General features: G+C 42.6%; 13 protein-coding genes and 1 tRNA gene. 8 read left to right on the forward strand and 6 right to left on the reverse strand.

The features are described from left to right. Nucleotides 1–9 precede the first annotated feature (9 nt). Entirely contained in the window at nucleotides 10–1,269 is a 1,260-nt protein-coding gene (locus tag FQ608_RS11940; RefSeq protein WP_158858456.1) for a c-type cytochrome, read from the reverse strand. A gap of 370 nt (nucleotides 1,270–1,639) precedes the next feature. Between FQ608_RS11940 and FQ608_RS11945 the strand changes: the two genes are divergently transcribed. Further along, nucleotides 1,640–1,710 (forward strand) — tRNA-Cys (locus FQ608_RS11945). 59 nt (nucleotides 1,711–1,769) lie between these two features. Here the strand turns inward: FQ608_RS11945 and FQ608_RS11950 are convergent. The 5 genes from FQ608_RS11950 to tilS form a co-directional block, all read right to left on the reverse strand. Beyond that, nucleotides 1,770–3,431, reverse strand: a complete 1,662-nt coding sequence (locus tag FQ608_RS11950; protein WP_158858457.1) for a mechanosensitive ion channel family protein — start codon at nucleotides 3,429–3,431, stop codon at nucleotides 1,770–1,772. A gap of 97 nt (nucleotides 3,432–3,528) precedes the next feature. Continuing rightward, the gene (locus tag FQ608_RS11955) at nucleotides 3,529–6,258 is read right to left on the reverse strand and encodes a hypothetical protein (protein ID WP_158858458.1); all 2,730 of its coding nucleotides are present in this window, start codon (nucleotides 6,256–6,258) and stop codon (nucleotides 3,529–3,531) included. Between the two features lie 90 nt (nucleotides 6,259–6,348). Beyond that, on the reverse strand, nucleotides 6,349–7,287 hold the full coding sequence (gene mdh / locus FQ608_RS11960) for a malate dehydrogenase (protein WP_158858459.1): 939 nt from the start codon (nucleotides 7,285–7,287) through the stop codon (nucleotides 6,349–6,351). A gap of 84 nt (nucleotides 7,288–7,371) precedes the next feature. Further along, nucleotides 7,372–7,887 carry a Crp/Fnr family transcriptional regulator gene (locus FQ608_RS11965; protein ID WP_158858460.1) on the reverse strand — a complete coding sequence of 172 codons (516 nt, stop codon included), beginning with the start codon at nucleotides 7,885–7,887 and terminating at the stop codon, nucleotides 7,372–7,374. Nucleotides 7,888–7,889: 2 nt separating this feature from the next. Beyond that, on the reverse strand, nucleotides 7,890–9,209 hold the full coding sequence (tilS, locus tag FQ608_RS11970; RefSeq protein ID WP_158858461.1) for a tRNA lysidine(34) synthetase TilS: 1,320 nt from the start codon (nucleotides 9,207–9,209) through the stop codon (nucleotides 7,890–7,892). Nucleotides 9,210–9,259: 50 nt separating this feature from the next. On the opposite strand from tilS, the gene FQ608_RS11975 reads away from it, so the two are divergent. From FQ608_RS11975 to recN, 7 genes are all read left to right on the forward strand, one after another. Continuing rightward, nucleotides 9,260–10,891, forward strand: a complete 1,632-nt coding sequence (locus FQ608_RS11975) for an OstA-like protein (RefSeq protein WP_158858462.1) — start codon at nucleotides 9,260–9,262, stop codon at nucleotides 10,889–10,891. 202 nt (nucleotides 10,892–11,093) lie between these two features. Further along, nucleotides 11,094–11,807: a T9SS type A sorting domain-containing protein gene (locus FQ608_RS11980; protein WP_158858463.1), complete on the forward strand. Its 714-nt coding sequence runs from the start codon at nucleotides 11,094–11,096 to the stop codon at nucleotides 11,805–11,807. A 76-nt stretch (nucleotides 11,808–11,883) separates the two neighbouring features. Then, nucleotides 11,884–12,816, forward strand: a complete 933-nt coding sequence (locus FQ608_RS11985) for an outer membrane protein assembly factor BamD (RefSeq protein ID WP_158858464.1) — start codon at nucleotides 11,884–11,886, stop codon at nucleotides 12,814–12,816. Nucleotides 12,817–12,832: 16 nt separating this feature from the next. Further along, on the forward strand, nucleotides 12,833–13,147 hold the full coding sequence (locus FQ608_RS11990) for a DNA-directed RNA polymerase subunit omega (RefSeq protein WP_158858465.1): 315 nt from the start codon (nucleotides 12,833–12,835) through the stop codon (nucleotides 13,145–13,147). A gap of 6 nt (nucleotides 13,148–13,153) precedes the next feature. After that, a complete protein-coding gene (gene coaBC / locus FQ608_RS11995) occupies nucleotides 13,154–14,377 on the forward strand; it encodes a bifunctional phosphopantothenoylcysteine decarboxylase/phosphopantothenate--cysteine ligase CoaBC (RefSeq protein ID WP_158858466.1) in 1,224 nt (407 codons plus the stop codon). A 63-nt stretch (nucleotides 14,378–14,440) separates the two neighbouring features. Next, nucleotides 14,441–15,346, forward strand: coding sequence for a type IX secretion system protein PorD (gene porD / locus FQ608_RS12000; RefSeq protein WP_394351659.1), 906 nt, complete (start codon nucleotides 14,441–14,443; stop codon nucleotides 15,344–15,346). 42 nt (nucleotides 15,347–15,388) lie between these two features. Then, nucleotides 15,389–17,041, forward strand: coding sequence for a DNA repair protein RecN (gene recN / locus FQ608_RS12005; RefSeq protein ID WP_158858467.1), 1,653 nt, complete (start codon nucleotides 15,389–15,391; stop codon nucleotides 17,039–17,041). The last annotated feature ends 36 nt before the right edge of the window (nucleotides 17,042–17,077 follow it).

Consider the following 17,077-nt stretch of genomic DNA (forward strand, 5'->3'; position numbering starts at 1 on the left):
ATTATTTTTTTAATAATGACATTTAGCACATTCCAATCCGCCAATATCCTTTACTTTCAGTGCATCTTTAGAGTCGGCATGCAAAAGGACCAACTTGTCGTAATACTCATTTCCCTGAGAGGCGATTTCTGTATTACGATGACAGTCTATACACCAACCCATCGTCAAAGCACTATGCTGATATACAACCTCCATCTCTTCGATAGGACCATGACAGGTCTGGCATTCTATGCCACCCACTACTACGTGCTGGGAATGGTTGAAATAAGCCAAATCAGGAAGGTTGTGTACCCGCACCCATTCTATAGGCCTATTATTATCATACGCATCATATAATTTCGCAATTTCAGGAGAAATCCCCTCCTGTCCTCCTACATTCTGAATGTGCATGTGGCAATTCATACAAATATTCGCAGATGGGATGTTGGCTGACTTGCCAATTTCCACGCCGGTATGGCAATATTGACATTGAATTTCATATTGGCCGGCATGTAGTTGATGGGAATAGGCAATTGGCTGTGCAGGTGCATAGCCTTGCTGAATTCCTACACCGTAGATGCCGTCAATAGCTGTTTTCACTACTAGGGCAAGTACTATAGTTGTTACAATTACAATAAACCCATCACTGGTCAACAACTTTTTTACACTCCCTTTCTGATTGATAAATGCCTTATCCTCGTCATCCAACTTGTCACTGGAATTCATGTATTTGGTGAGAACGGAAACGATCAGTCCCAATACTACCAGAATAAGTAACAGAACGAATACTAAAACAACCAGCATGATGGTCAGGTATTCGCTTGGAACGCCTCCGCCCCCAGTAGCTCCACCCTCACCGACGGCACCAGCTTCGGTAGCAGCTTCAGCGGTATCCCCATATTCAATATAGGATAACAGGTTCATCACATCACCATCACTTAGAAAGTCATGTGAAGGCATTACAATGTTATTGTATTCCCTGTATAGCGCAACCGCGGCAGCGTCACCACTTTGAATTAGAAGCTGGGAATTGACGATGAATTGTTTAGCCCAATCCAACTCTCTACGCTCAGTAACACCACGTAATGCCGGACCCGTATACCGTTGGTCCAACTTGTGACAGGTCTTACAGTTCGCATTGAACAAGGCCTGCCCTGCCTGAATGGCATCTTCACTATCCGATACATCGGGGTTTACCGCATAGGCATCCACGCCTCCAACGAGGAAAAAAGCCAGCAACAATGTTCCTAAATGGATAGGCACCCCTAAGAATGAGCGTTTGATAGACATAGTTTTATTTAATTTTTTCAATTTTATTCCACGACATTGAAATTCCCCACAAATGTACTACCCAACTTCTATTTTTCAAACTTACCAATTTGAACAGCATGTAATTGAGCATATCAGGATTTAATATGTTATTTTATTGTAAATCAGATGGTTAAGGAGATTGGTTTTTAATAATCATTTATTTAGAAAGAATATAAATAAACTTTATCTGCTAATTAATTTTCTCTGCAGTTGCAATTCCTTCGTTATTATGGTTTTTCATAAATGGATATTGTAAAGAATGTGTCCTCTATTTATTTAATTAAAAAATGTAGGGTGTCCATTGATATAAAACTCAATAATGACTACATTTGCATTCCGATTACAGAATGGTCGAGTGGCCGAGTGGCTAGGCAGAGCTCTGCAAAAGCTCGTACAGCGGTTCGAATCCGCTCTCGACCTCACAAAAAAGAGCATCCATATCCGGATGCTCTTTTTCATTTACGACAAAATTACTCACCTTATTTGCCGGATTCCTGCTGGATAAACTTTTCCAACCGCTGCTGGTAAATGGCCTTTCCCTCTTCATAGACAGGCATCAATCCTTTTTTTTCCGGGAAGGTTTCCATATGTAGTGTTTGGGTTGGGAAGGCAAAACGAACGCCAAGATTATTGGCAAGCCGTATGATGCCCAAAATCAAATCTTCCCTCGTTTTTAGCTCTATGGGCCAAGTGGGCACTTCAAAAAATACGTAAAACATGACATCCAAACTGTAAGCTGACAGGTTGTTCAAATAGACGTTATAATAATCTTTTCTAGTATTTGGGTGTTTGCGAACCAATTCTTTCAATCCTTCCACGAAGACCTCTATCAACTCTGGGGGGGTGTCATAGGTGATGGTAATGGTAGTGTAAAATCTCCTGTATTGCCTTAGCCCGTGATTGTCAATGGTGGCGTCCGCAATTTTCCCATTGGGTATATACACTAGGGAATTTCGAAATGTCCGTATCCGGGTGGATCTGAATCCCACCTCTTCGACCGTCCCGTCCACCTCACCGCTGGTAATCCAATCACCAACCTGAAACGGTTTGTCTATAAAAATCATAACAGACCCAAAAAAGTTTTTCAGTGTATCCTGCGCCGCAAGGGCAAAAGCAAGTCCTCCTATAGAAAGTCCGGTCAGAAACGGGACGATGTCTACCCGCAGGCCATCCTTTAAGACAAAAAGGGAACCAATTACGATAACGAATGTTTTAAGCGTCTTTCTAACCAACGGAACCAACTGGTCATCTAAAGTTGACGTTGTTTTTTCAGCCATTCGCTCCAAATAGGAAGAAAGAACGTCGACTAACTTGTAAAAGATGATGGTCACGAGAAAAGGCTTAAGCCCATTTAATAACAGTGTGACCCAAGAAACGATAAAAATCGGAAGCTGAAGGACTCTTATAAATATGGCCAATAAAGCAACAATCAAGTATATACTTACCACCCTCGCCACTGGCAATAGGAACTTTTCCGCCAATCCACCATACCCTGACCTCACCAATACATACCGGATGCCGCGGTCTACAATGATGGTAAAAATCTTATGGCTTAAAAACACCATAAGAAGCAGGAAAAACAGCCCAACCAACTGCCACAGATGTAATCCAAAATAAATTTGGTTTCCAATTTTAGGAAGAAAATTCAATAATTTGGAAGTGCCAAAAGGGTATGTCTCCTGGTGAAGATCATTGATATGGGAAACTGTATAAGCTGAGAAAAGCCATTTATCCCCAACTTTTTCAAGGTAAATGTTTGGTAAAATAGTCTTGTCAAAGAAATATTTTTGGTCATTGTTTGCAAGGGAGTCGATATAATTCCTCTCATTGGGAATTTCATTTATCCGCACGTAAACGCCCTTACCATCAAAAATCTGTTTTAGCTTTACAGCTAGGGAATTGGCATTGGCACCACCCATTCTACTTACATCCAGTGCCTTTGCGGATATTTCCGGTTTGAAATTACCCTCCTGTAAATTATGAAAGAAAGTTAAAGTCGTATTATATGGAGTTGAAAAATCATCGAAAGCCGAAGAATCTGTTAGGAAGCCTGGGGGTGAATCGGGGAATTGGGCGGATGATAAAAAAGGATGTAACAGGAAAAAACCTGCCATCATCATGAATAAGATGCAATTCTTCATTTCTTATTTACTGTGTTTTTATTAAATGGGCAAACCCCAGTTTGAGACAGTTAAATTCGGCACAAAGGTAAGCAAAATTAAATCGGTCTTCCCAGTGTTACATCGGAAGCTTAAATTCCATCAAGCTCTTTTCAAAAACCGTATGAATCAAAAATTCATTTCTACTTCCTGAAAAGCTGACGGATATTGGAGTCTTTCCATTCAACGGCTTGGAATTCAACAATTCACCCTTTAAATTAAATAAATAGACGAATTCCTGCACCCGGTCGATTACCACAAAAATATCCTTTTGATAGCCAAACGAGAACAACTGAAAATACAGGTCTTCCGACATAATATTCCAATTGAAAAGAGGTTCTTCATCCTGTGACAAAACATTGATTTTGTTAAATTCATGGATTACTATTAAAAAGTTATCGCCATTCTGGTTGGGTACTATATTGAATTTAGTTTCCCTATCCGGCCGGAGCAACTGGTTTCTATAGGTCAATTCCCCACTGAAATTCACTTTAACAAGCTCCCCGGCATCATTGATGGTGACCAGCTGGGCAACACTCCCTCCTCTGTCTGTCAGTCCATACTCGGTAGATACCGATTCACCCAAGCGGACTGGGGACCCGATTCTGGACTCACCCCTTCTGTTCATAATTTCAAGATTCCCATTCTCATGAAAAGAAACCATAAAGTCCCCCATACCAGGGATTCGATGATGGGCTGGAGGAGTCACAAGGCGCCCTGTGGACCTCCTGGGATTCCACCCCTCCAGTAATTGTCCACGCTGGTCAAAAATAAAAAGATCCCCTGATTCGTCGGATACAAAAAAACGATAATCCCTGGATTTATCGTAGTCCACCATATTGAAATGGGCAACCTTCCGTCCCTCAGGAAGAACGATGGGGAAGTCCGGCAACGACTCTCCAATCCGATCAAAACCATATATCCCATCCCTGGTGGCAAAGACTACCTGTAGCTTATCGTTCTTGTAATAATCCACCTGAAACACCTGGCCTAAGATCGCTCCCGAAAGATCTCTTGAAAAAACCCTATCTCCTCCACTGTTAACCAAATGTAATGTCATATCTTCATCCTGAACCAAATATTCCTTGCTCCTATCGGTGAAGTTTTCCAGCACCTTTGGCCCATATACCAGGGTCCGGTTAAAGGATACTTCCCGAGATCGGGTAAGTAAAATGTCCGTTGTTTTACGAATCGGATCCAATTGGTAATCAAATGATACTTGCACATTCACCTTTCCGTTTTCAGCGGTAATAATTAAAGATATCATATGAAAAGCCTGAATCTCCTGCGCATATTTCTGAAAAACAGACTGCCAATTTGGGGTAAGTGTGGGCAACATCAGGTTGTAAAATTTGGTGACGTCAATAAGCTGACTAAATACAGCCGTATTGGGGATACTTTCTAAGTATTTCTTTTGAAAAACTGATTTGCCCCACATGCTGTCATTTCCATAGTCGTCCAAAAAGTTTTTCAACGTTCTGATTGAATTGGCGAATATGACATATTCCCCAATCGAAGAAACTACTGTCTCACTGAATCCTTCAAATCTACCTTCAAACAAATGCATGGGGAATTCTTCCAGCCCAAGTGGGAAAAACTCATGTCCCCGGTGCCTGTCTTTGACTAGCAACTCACGATCGCCCTGATTAAGCTGCACGGAAAAGTCTTCCAGCATGCTCAATGTAGCGGTTACATCCGTAACTGGAATAAGCAGCACTTTCTCCAACTCCTCCCTATTTAAACCTTCAAAAACCATCAATCCTACCTCACCGGATAGTTTGTCGAAAAAACCGCGGGAAATCAGTTGGCTTTCTATTTCGGCCAATATGGTATTTCTAAATTGCGATATGTCGCGTAACCGGGGATGCAGGTTCTCGGATTGAGCTAAATGGTGGTGCCGGAAGATTGCGGTGCGGTTACTAATTAATGCATTAAATTCCGCGAAATTTTTACCAGGAGTGAATGTATTCATAAATTGCTCACCGGATAGTGGCAGCAATTCCCCGGAAAGGTTAACCTTACCCTCCTCAAAAGCGAATCGGAAATTTGCCGCCAATTGAAGATCGTTTAGCTGCCGGGAAAAATCATCTGTTCGGTCAGTGGTTGCTGAAGCAAATAATTTTGACATGCCGGAGGACCCTACTCGAAGTAGTCCCATTCCCTCAGCTCTCTCCTCTGACTGAAACAGTACGGCGTGGGATTCTTTGAAATTTCTCAATTCGTTGGATTTAACCAAACGAATGGCGTCCTCCACCAAAAAAGATGTATAACTGGCTAAAAGGATGTTTTCATACACCCCAAAGGTAAAAACTGCGTTCCCGGACGAAAGCGGATATTCATGTAAGGTGACGCCGCTATAATTACGGGTTTTGATACGGGAAGGATCAGCTACCCTACCCTTTGTTTGGGATAAAAAATCCTCCAGCAAGTCAACCTCTTGAAATCCTATGGCAAAAAGAAAATCAAAATCATCTCTACCAATCGGATGTAGGGAAAGCACAAACTGCTGTCCTTTGAGCGCTTTGTCCAAATTCCCCGATTTCCCGGTAAGACTGTCCAAATGCATGAGCTGCTGCTCCATTGATTTTAGTGCCGGAATACTGGAAAGTCGCTCCCAAATAGGCTGGGTGACGATCTCGTTCCAGGCAAACACCGGTTCCTGAGTTTCAAAAACCATCACCGCGTTGGATGGAATCAAGCTAAGGGGATCGGTTTTTTTAAAAAAGAAATCATTATTAAATGCCAGAAATGCCGCAATCGACAACATTACCACTAAAACAATGACCAATATAGTCTTCAACGTATTCAATTGCTGTTCTTTAGATTTACCGTAATGCCAATAACGAAAAAAATCCCAATTAAAATTGGGATTTTTTAAAAGAATTTATCTGAGATCGTATTATTTGCTTCCCAGTTTGTCCAACACAGCCATTACTTCTTTGACGTGTGACCTAGAAACCTCCAGCAATTGTTTCTCTTCGTCGTTGAGGTCAAGTTCTATCACCTTCTCAACACCGTTTTTACCTAGAATCACAGGTACTCCTAGGTAACAGTCATCGATTCCATACTCGCCGTCTAGTTTGATACAGACTGGGAATACACGCTTTTGGTTTTTAACGATGGATTCCACCATTTGGGCTGCAGCCGCGCCAGGCGCATACCAGGCAGAGGTCCCCATCAGCTTGACCAATTCTCCGCCGCCAAACTTGGTTCGTTCGATGATGGCATCCAGTTTGTCTTTGTCAATGAGTTCAGTAACCGGTATACCCGCAACCGTAGTATATCTTGGAAGAGGAACCATAGTGTCTCCATGTCCTCCCATAAGGATGGCCTGAATTTCTTTGGGGGAAATGTCCAACGCTTCGGCTAAAAACGCACGGTATCTGGCGGTATCCAAGATACCTGCCATTCCGATGACCTTTGTCTTAGGTAATCCCGAAGTGATATGTGCCTGATAGGTCATGACGTCCAGCGGATTGGAAACGACAATAATGATCGCATTCGGGGAGTGCTTCACTACATTTTCAGTAACCATCTTTACTATTCCCGCATTGGTTTCGATCAAATCATCCCGAGTCATTCCTGGCTTTCGTGGTAGGCCAGATGTAATGACTACCACATCTGAACCTGCGGTTTTGGTGTAGTCATTGGTGCTTCCTACCGTGCGGCTATCATATACGTTGATGGGTGCCTTTTGCCAAATATCAAGAGCTTTTCCTTCAGCTACACCTTCTTTGATATCTATTAATACGATCTCCTCAGCGATTTCGCGGTACGCCAATACATCGGCACAAGTTGCTCCGACATTTCCCGCACCCACTACTGTTACTTTAGTCATAATATATGTTTGGTTTAATTTAATTTTTTAAAAATTTGCGCTAAGATATTAAAGAAAGCCCTTTTTAGGAAGTGATCCATTATATTATTCAAACATTTGCCCAAGTTTAAAAAACCCGTAAGAATTTTGGTAGGAGGAAAATAAGCGCTTGTTGTTCTGATTGTAAAATTCGGAAAGGGAGGTGAGCATTCTTGCCTGAATCTTGGGATTACTTTCAAATATCTCCAAAATGGCATAGTTTGGAATTACCCATAACGTAGCCTCTTCAGAATCCACAATAGCCGTGTAAATCCGTTTTGACCCCTCCAGCAAGGAATTCTCCCCAAAAGCAGTCCCCGCATTCACTGTCAAAATGGTTTCAAAAGAATCTTTGATGTCTATACTTAACAGAACCCTCCCCTTATCCATAATATATAATGCCTGACTGGGGTCATTGCGAAAGAAAACCACCTCATTTTTCAAGTATTTTCTTTCGTGTATGGCTGGAATAAAATGAACCAGTTCAGAATACCTTAATCGCTCAAAAAATTTGATTTTTGACAAAAAATCAAACTGCCGCTTTTCAGCCTCCGAATAAGTCTTTTTAAATGGATTGTACATGATTACTTTTGTTTGATATACATTACTTGCCTAGTAAACGAACTGATTTTGTACCGATCATCTATGCGAAACCCGATCAGCCATACTATGTCTTCGCCCGAGCAAAGTACCTTTATGTGCTGTTTCTGAATATAAGGGATTCTCAAATCTATTAAAAAATCACTGATTTTCTTAAAATGCCGCATCCCCAAAGGTTTAAATTTATCTCCTTCCTCCCAATTTCTGATCTGAAGGGGGAAAGTCAACAAATCCCTGTCCAGCATTGCATTTTTCGGATCCTTGTCCAGTGCCTGCCCTTCGCCCAAAATCAGTATATCATACGAATCAGCCTCCAACGTTAATTCTACGTCATGCGCCTCTACCCTAAGCCCTTCAAAGGTTTTACGGTTAGGTCCCAAGATGAGATGCTCCCGATCAATATTTAGCATAAAACCTGTTCCTTCAAAAATTTTCCCAGTGGCCCCAGCATCCATGGCCTGCACAATCTCTCGAACTTGCGCAAAATTGAACCCGTACTCCCTAAGCCAATAGAAAAGTATGGAGGATTTGCCGGGTATCCCCTCCAGAGACGCAAAGGCCAGATATTCGTAAGGATTTGCAACTTTTACCTGCGCTGCTTTCCAGCTTTCAAAAAAATAAAAGAAGGCCTGTCCAGTGTCCTTGATACGTCCAAAACTGTTCGCCAATTGCTGGTTGACATCACCAAACGTATCTTTCAATAATGGCAACACCTCGTTTCTCAACACATTCCGTTTGTATTCACTTTTCTCATTAGAACTGTCTTCCCGCCATGCCAGGCCTTCTGCTCCCATAAAAGCTGTAATATCTTCTCTATTAAAAGGCAACAAAGGTCTAATAATTCCTTCCCGATGCTCCGCCATCCCATAGACACCTTCTATGCCAGTTCCTCTCAACAAATTGAGCAGGACCGTTTCCACCTGATCCCCGGCATGATGCGCTACCAAAACCGCATCCCCTTGACCAGTCCGCACCAATTCCTCGAACCAAGCGTACCTGAGCTCCCGTGCGGCCATTTGCGTGGAGACACCAAAGTTTTTTTTGTAAGGCAATGTATCAAAACGCTTGGTCTTTACGTCTATTACTAGATTGGCACCCAGATTTCGAATAAACTGTTCATCCTCCTCACTTTCTGCGCCACGAAGCTGGAAGTTGCAGTGGACCATGCTAAAAGTAAATCCCGCAAGCGAAAGCAGGTAAGCAAGCGCCACACTATCTATCCCACCACTGATGGCCAGCAGGTAATGTTTCCCTTTGTGCAGTAGTCCCGAAGAATGAATATGAGTTTTAAATCTGTCCAACATAACCCAAAAATACCAATTTCTACTAATTTTGCCTCAGGTTTAAAAGAAGCATGGATAAATTAAGATTGTTTTTAACGGTATTTCCCGTAATTTTCTTTGGACTCTTGCTCCATGCCCTGGCTCAGGGAGCAGGAAATTCCGATGGCCGTTTGACAATTATCAATGCTGAACGGCTTTTGAGTGGAATGGGATTTGACCGACTCAAAGACGATGTAATTTTGAAGCACCAAAACTCCTTGATCTACTGCGATTCGGCACATTTTTATGGGCAGGAAAATTTGGCCAAGCTTTTTGGAAGTGTGCGTATAGTTGATCAGGAAGATCCAATTGTGGTAACCAGTCGATATGCGGAATATGATGGCAACACCTTACTGGCCAAGCTTCGCAACAACGTAATCTTTAAAAACAACGAGACTACCCTTTACACCGATTATTTGGACTATGACCGGGAAACCGCTGAAGCGAACTACTTTAATTCGGGAAAGGTGGTAGACAGTACCAACGTGCTTACGAGTGAAAAAGGCCTATACCAAACCCAGATTGAAAAGATCACCTTTACGGAAAATGTGGTTCTCGAAAACCCCGATTATATCCTCAAATCCAATATCCTTTTCTACTTCACCATCCCCAAAACTGCGGAGACCGAAGGAATTACCAATGTGGAATCCACGGACGGAAACAAGCTTAACGCCAAACGGGGGAGCTTTTATGATACCGAAAATAAACTATTCCGGTTTTATGATGGCGATGTAGAGACCGAAACAAGCATTGTCTATGGAGAAATTCTCTTCTACGATGAAGCCAACCAATATTATGAGGCGATAGAAAATGTCAGTATATATAATAAGGAACGGGAAATAGAAATCTTTGGTGAGGAAGGTAAATATTGGGAAGAAACGCAATATTCCAAGGTAATCGGAAATGCTTTGGTCAGAAAATACTTTGAACAGGATACTCTTTTTATGATAGCTGATACACTGATTTCGCAGGACAGTGAGGATCCTGAAGAGCGGTTTTTGTTAGCCTTCCCAGACATGCGTATGATCAAGTCCGAAATGGCGGGAAGAGCGGATTCGATGGTTTACCGGTATGCAGACTCCACCATCTACCTGTATAATGATCCGGTCATGTGGAACCACAAGAGTCAGATTACAGCGGACAGCATTCAGATTTTGATCTCCAACCAGAATATCGAAAAAGCCTTGTTGAGAAGTAATAGTTTTGCCATTACCAAAGATACTGTCTCAAACTACAACCAGATAAAAGGAAGGAAAATGACAGGTTATTTTTTGGATGGGGACATGAGTAAACTGGACGTAGAAGGAAATGGAGAGTCCCTTTATTTCGCGTTGGAAAATGACACGACTATCCGAGGCATAAATAAGTTGCTCTGTGGGAGGATCATCATGCACTTTCAGGACAATCAGGTGTCCAAAATTTCGCATACCATCAAGCCGGAGGCCTCTTTTACACCGCCCCATATGATAAAAGAGGACGAGAAATCTCTTAAGGGTTTTATATGGCGAATCGAAGAACGTCCGACGATGGCCATGATCAACGCATGGAGAACTCCCCGTATCCGAGAAGAAGATCCGTTTAATTTTTTCAACGAACCGGATGTAACCCTACCCTACCCGAAAAATGACGAAGTACAAATAATTATCGACAACCCTGCCAATTAACGGGACAGAAAGCACTTATATTGATATTTGACTATTAAGTTGGAACAATTAACGGGGCAATCAGGAAAAAATTTCAAAAAAGTTAACGTTTTTTAACCCATAACATTTTATAAACCGGAACCTATTTGGTATTTTTATACGTATATACTGGAAATCGATCAACAAAACTAAAATCATTTATCGCCTATTCTAAACTGTTTACATGAAATCTCTCTTTTTGTTTTTGACCACCCTCCTTCTGCTGACGCAGCCTATGGCTGAGGCTAGACAGGTACGTGTCTTAAGTGAGAGGATCGAATTCAACGGTAAAATTAACACCTCCCAAAGAAAGTCCCTCATTCTCCAAAATGATTCAGATGAAGAAAAAGAATATTTCCTACGGTATTTGCGCGGAAATATCGGTTCTTCCCAATCCATGAAGATATGTTTGGACAGAACCTGCTTTGACCCGGTAAAGGAGGCCTCCAAAATCAAAATCAATCTAAAGCCAGGTGAAGTTTACACAGATTTATATGTGGAATTTGACTTGGGCATTATTGAAACACGGGGAACTTTTGACCTTCACTTCTACAACACCGACAATTCAAGGGACATGTTCCTTATCGAAGGAGTGTACAATGTCGCCAGCGAAGAAGACGAAAATTATTTTAATCACAAAGACATCGAAATCGGCGGCGTTTATCCCAACCCCGCAACTCGGGTGGCTCAATTGGATTATAAAATCAAAAACCCCGCGGTGAAAGCAAGAGTGGTTGTCAACACGTTTATTGGCAACCCCATATATGATTTTAGGCTTGACCCTTTACACACTACCCTTGAAATAAATGTTACGGATCTGAATCCGGGTGTATATGTATATACTATTTTTATCGATGACAAGAATATTGTCACCAAGAAACTCGTTGTAAAGAGGTAACGCCTCCCTGATTTCGCCCACGATCTTTCAGTCATTTGATAACGAGTAAAAAATCCCCTATATTTGCCGATTAATTATGAAAAAACAAGTTATCCTCCTTTTCACTACCCTAATCCTACTTGGAGCGTTATCTTCATGCGGAGAGTTCTATAAATTGGAAAAAAGCACCAACTGGGATGATCTCTACGACGCTGCAAACAGATATTACGATAAAAAGGAATTCAACAAAGCTATTATACTTTATGACCGGGTGTTACCGGTAATTAGGGGAAGCGGAAAAGCAGAGTTGGCTGAATTTAATTATGCCTATTCCCATTTTCGGACAAAAAGGTACATTGAAGCTGCTGGGTATTTCAAAACCTTTTTTGACACCTATAATAGAAGTCCTTTGGCAGAAGAGGCATTGTTTATGAACTCCTACTCGCTATACCTAGATTCTCCGGACTATAATTTGGACCAAAGAAGCAGCAGGGATGCGGTAAATGCCATACAGCTATTTATGAACAGATTCCCGGAATCTGATTCCTATGAAAGGGCCCTCAGCATGATAGATGACTTACAGAGACGTTTTGAAGAGAAAGCCTTTGAGGAATCAAAAATGTACTACCGCCTTACAGAAGGTTTGTTTCCCGGGGAATTTTACAGAGCCTGTATTATCAATTTCCAAAACTTTGCCAAATCTTACCCAGATAGCAAATACAATGAGGAGCTGGCCTTTAAGCTAGTCGAAGTTAGCGTTTCATACGCACAAAGAAGTGTATTTGACAAAAAGGAAGAACGGCTAAAAGATTCCATGACGTTTGGGGAAAGTTTCAAAGTAAAATATCCGGAAAGCGGGTATGTGAAAAAAGTAAACAACCTACTCTCCTCCACGCAAACAGAACTTGAGTCCCATTACCGTCTCAAGGAAGATTACGAAAAAAGAACTGCCGAAGCCAAACGTATAATCGAGGAAGAGGAAGCCCGAAACAAAGAAGCTAGCGAAGCATTAAGAAACGTAGAAAATTAACTATTCAATCAATAACATGGCTGCACAACAATCAATCATCACACGTGATTTGGAAAAAATCGCTGAGAAAAGCGGGAATCTTTATGAATCTATTTTTGTGATCTCCCAACGAGCCAAGCAGATTTCGACCAACATGAAGGAAGAGCTTAACAATAAGCTTTCCGAGTTTGCCTCCACGGTAGACAACTTAGAGGAGGTATTCGAAAACAAGGAGCAGATCGAGATCTCCAAGTTCTATGAAAGAATGCCAAAGCCAACTTCCTTGGCGATGGAGGAATTTATGGAAGAAAAAGTATTATTCCGAATCCCTGACGAAGAAGTGGCTGAGTAATCACGCATGTCGTCGTCCATACAAAGTAAAAAGATTCTTATAGGTGTAACGGGCGGTATCGCTGCCTACAAAGTCGCCATACTTATTAGATTGCTTATAAAACAAGGAGCAGAAGTAAAAGTCATTATGACTACTTCTGCTCTTGACTTTATTACCCCTTTGACCCTGTCTACTCTTTCAAAGAATCCCGTTCTCGTAGATTTCTTTGACAGAAAATCAGGGGAATGGAATAATCATGTGGAATTGGGCCTTTGGGCAGACCTTTTTCTTATTGCCCCTTTAAGTGCCAATACATTGGCAAAGTTGGCTCAGGGCCAAAGTGACAACCTACTAGTCGCTACCTACCTTTCCGCCCGATGCACTGTCATGGTAGCACCCGCTATGGACCTGGACATGTATAAGCATCCTAGTGTACAGCAAAACTTTGATACCATTCTGCGTCACGGAGTGACCATCCTGGAAGCAGGTACAGGGGAGCTGGCCAGTGGACTTCACGGCCAAGGAAGAATGATGGAACCGGAAGAAATGATAGATAAGGTATCTATATCGTTTCGGTCTCAGATGGACTTGAAGGGTAAAGTATTCTTAATTACCGCAGGCCCCACCCAGGAAGCCATTGATCCGGTGCGCTATATCAGCAATCATTCAAGTGGAAAAATGGGCATCGCCATCGCCCATGAAGCCGCAGAACGGGGCGCAAAGGTCCATCTGGCATTGGGACCTACCAATTTGAAAATAGTACACCCGAACATTGACGTCATTCCGGTGGTAAGCGCACAAGATATGTATGAGGCCGCCAAAGCGATTCATCCGACTGCCTGCTGCGTGGTATTTGCCGCAGCTGTTGCCGATTACGGTCCTGCCGAGGTTTCTTCCCAAAAAGTAAAAAAATCTGGGGAAAGTCTCACACTTACTCTGAAAAAGAATGTGGATATAGCCCTCACGCTCGGTAGATCTAAGCAGGAAGGGCAAATTCATGTGGGATTTGCCTTAGAAACAGAGAACGAACAGGAAAATGCCATTCAAAAGCTTGGAAAGAAAAATTTTGACTTTATCGTGCTCAACTCCCTTCAGGACAAAGGCGCTGGTTTTAAAACTGATACCAACAAAGTGACATATTTTTTTAAAGACCATACCTCGTTGGTTTCCGAGGTACTGCCTAAACGGGAAATTGCCAAACAGGTAGTTGATTTAATAAAAACCCACCTGGACAAACAGGAACAGATATAAATTCGTTTTATATTTAGTATCGGCGCAGATATCACTAAATAGCTAGCTATGAAACATTTTCTGATGATTTTCTTTACGAGTGCGATGGGGCTACAACTTCTATCAGGAGTATCGGTTACCGCGCAGCAGTTGAATTTCACCGTAATAGTGAACAGCGAGCGTGCGAGAACCCAAGATAGGGATGTATTCGCCAACATGAAGACTGCCTTCGAGCAGTATTTGAACGGCAGGAGTTGGATTGAAGATGAATTTCGCCAAGAAGAACGAATCAAAGGTAACCTACTGATCACCATCAATGACATGCCACAAGTAGGCTTGTTTTCTGCCACTGTGCAGATCCAGACGGTTCGGCCCGTCTATGGATCAAACTACGAAACCTTACTTTTCAATTTTGCGGACAGGAATTGGACCTTTGAGTACGTGGAATCACAGCCTATGGAGTTTAACCGATTCTCATATCTGAACAACGTGACATCACTGTTGTCCTTTTATGCCTATATCGCATTGGGGCTGGATTACGATTCTTTTTCGCCGAGAGGCGGCAATCCCTATTTTGAGATTGCCAGCAATATTGTAGCCAATGCACAGCAGTCACCCCGTCCGGGATGGAACCAAAACCCTTCGGATAAAAGGAACAGATATTGGCTGTCCAACGACCTATATGCTTCACAGGTTTTGGTTCCTATTCGGGATGCGTACTATCTGTACCACCGCATGGGACTGGACTTGCTAACCACCAACCCCCAGGAAGCATATGAAAACATCCTAGAGGCAATCCAGAAAGTATCCGAAGCCAATCAGGTCCAGCCAAACAGTATCCTTACTATCAGCTTTATGGATGCCAAATCCGACGAAATCAGTAAAGTACTTAAAAGTGCCCCCTTGGAAATCCGCCAACAGGCGGTGGAAGTTTTACTCCGTGTAGACCCCAACAACTCCAGAAAATACAATGATATTCTGAAAGGTTGATTGTAACTTACAACTTTTTAAGGCACCATAAACCAAACCACCATGCTAACGCATTTAAGTATTACCAATTATGCGTTGATCCAACAGCTGGAGATGGATCCATCAAAGGGGCTCAATATGATCACCGGGGAGACTGGTGCGGGAAAGTCAATCATGCTCGGCGCTATAGGGTTGCTTTTGGGTAACCGTGCCGATACCAAATCCCTCTACGACGATGAAACCAAATGCGTAATTGAAGGTGTGTTTCAAATCAGATCCTACGGGTTGCATGGATTTTTTGAGTCGGAAGACCTGGATTATGAGGATACCTGTATCATCCGGCGGGAAATTGCCCCTTCGGGCAAAAGTCGCGCATTTATCAATGATACGCCCGTACGTCTCGAATCCCTAAAAACACTTGGGAAAACGCTGATGGATATTCATTCCCAGCATGAAAATTTACTACTGGGAGCTTCCTCCTATCAACTGGCGCTTGTAGACAACTACGCCCAAACGGCTGATGAACAATCTTCCTACCGAATCGCATATAAGGCATATACCCAAGCGAAAAGGGCTTTTGAAAAACTGACCTTAGAAGCTCAGGCACTTCAAAAAGAAGCCGATTACAACAAATTTCAACTTGACGAACTGGCTGCGTTAAACCTCGTGGCAGGTGACCAGGAAGAATTGGAAGAACAGCAATCCCTTCTTGAGCACGCCGAAGAAATCAAGGCCAAACTCAATGAGGCCAACACCTATCTGGATCATGAAGAATTAGGAGCTCTAAAGGCATTGGGAGCAGTTGCACATCAATTGCAGGATTTGGGGAATTTTGGAAAGCAGTTTGCCGAATTGAGGGACAGGTTTCAGAGTGCTTGGATAGAAATACAGGATATACAGTATACGCTGGCAAAAGAGGATGACGGACTGGAGGTGGATTTTGAAAAATTGGAGAACGTGCGCGAACGGCTCAGCAAAATATACCAGTTGCAGAAGAAACACGGAATAGATTCTGAGGAGGGTTTGATAGCTCTAGCCGAGGAATTGACCGATAAGGTATTTCAGGTGGACCACTTGGAGGAAAAGCTCCAGGAAATGCAGGATCAGCTTGCTGCGGCCAAAAAGCACTTGATGGAACAGGCGAAAATATTGTCAGGCAAACGGGTAGCCTGTATGGACACCTTTTCGGAAGATTTACGGGTGCTGCTTCAGCAGCTGGGTATGGAAAACGCTAGGGTAAACATACAGCGTAAAGAAATGCTGCCTGATGCCACAGGTACGGATGCCATAGAAGTCTATTTCTCCGCAAACAAAGGGGTACCCCCACAGCCAATCGGTCAAGTGGCCTCAGGCGGGGAATTTGCAAGGTTGATGTTTGCCATTAAGTACATCATGGCCGATAAGGTGGCCCTGCCCACCTTGATTTTTGACGAAATTGATACTGGGATCTCCGGGGAGATTGCCCTTCAGCTGGTAAAGATGATGCAGGAAATATCTAAGAAACATCAGGTAATATGTATCAGCCACTTACCTCAAGTCGCTGCCAAAGGCGACCAGCATTATTTTGTCTATAAGGACAACAGTCAGGAGAAAACGATCAGTAAAATCAGATTACTTTCACCCGAAGATAGACTGACGGAAATCGCCAAAATGATTGCAGGAGCAAATCCATCGGCAAGTGCTTTTCAGAGTGCAAAGGAACTTTTGGCAGGCTAATTCTTGCCGTAATTCCCCATATGTGCCGCATTTATA

The organism is Lunatibacter salilacus, assembly GCF_009797935.1.
Taxonomy (GTDB): domain Bacteria; phylum Bacteroidota; class Bacteroidia; order Cytophagales; family Cyclobacteriaceae; genus Lunatibacter; species Lunatibacter salilacus.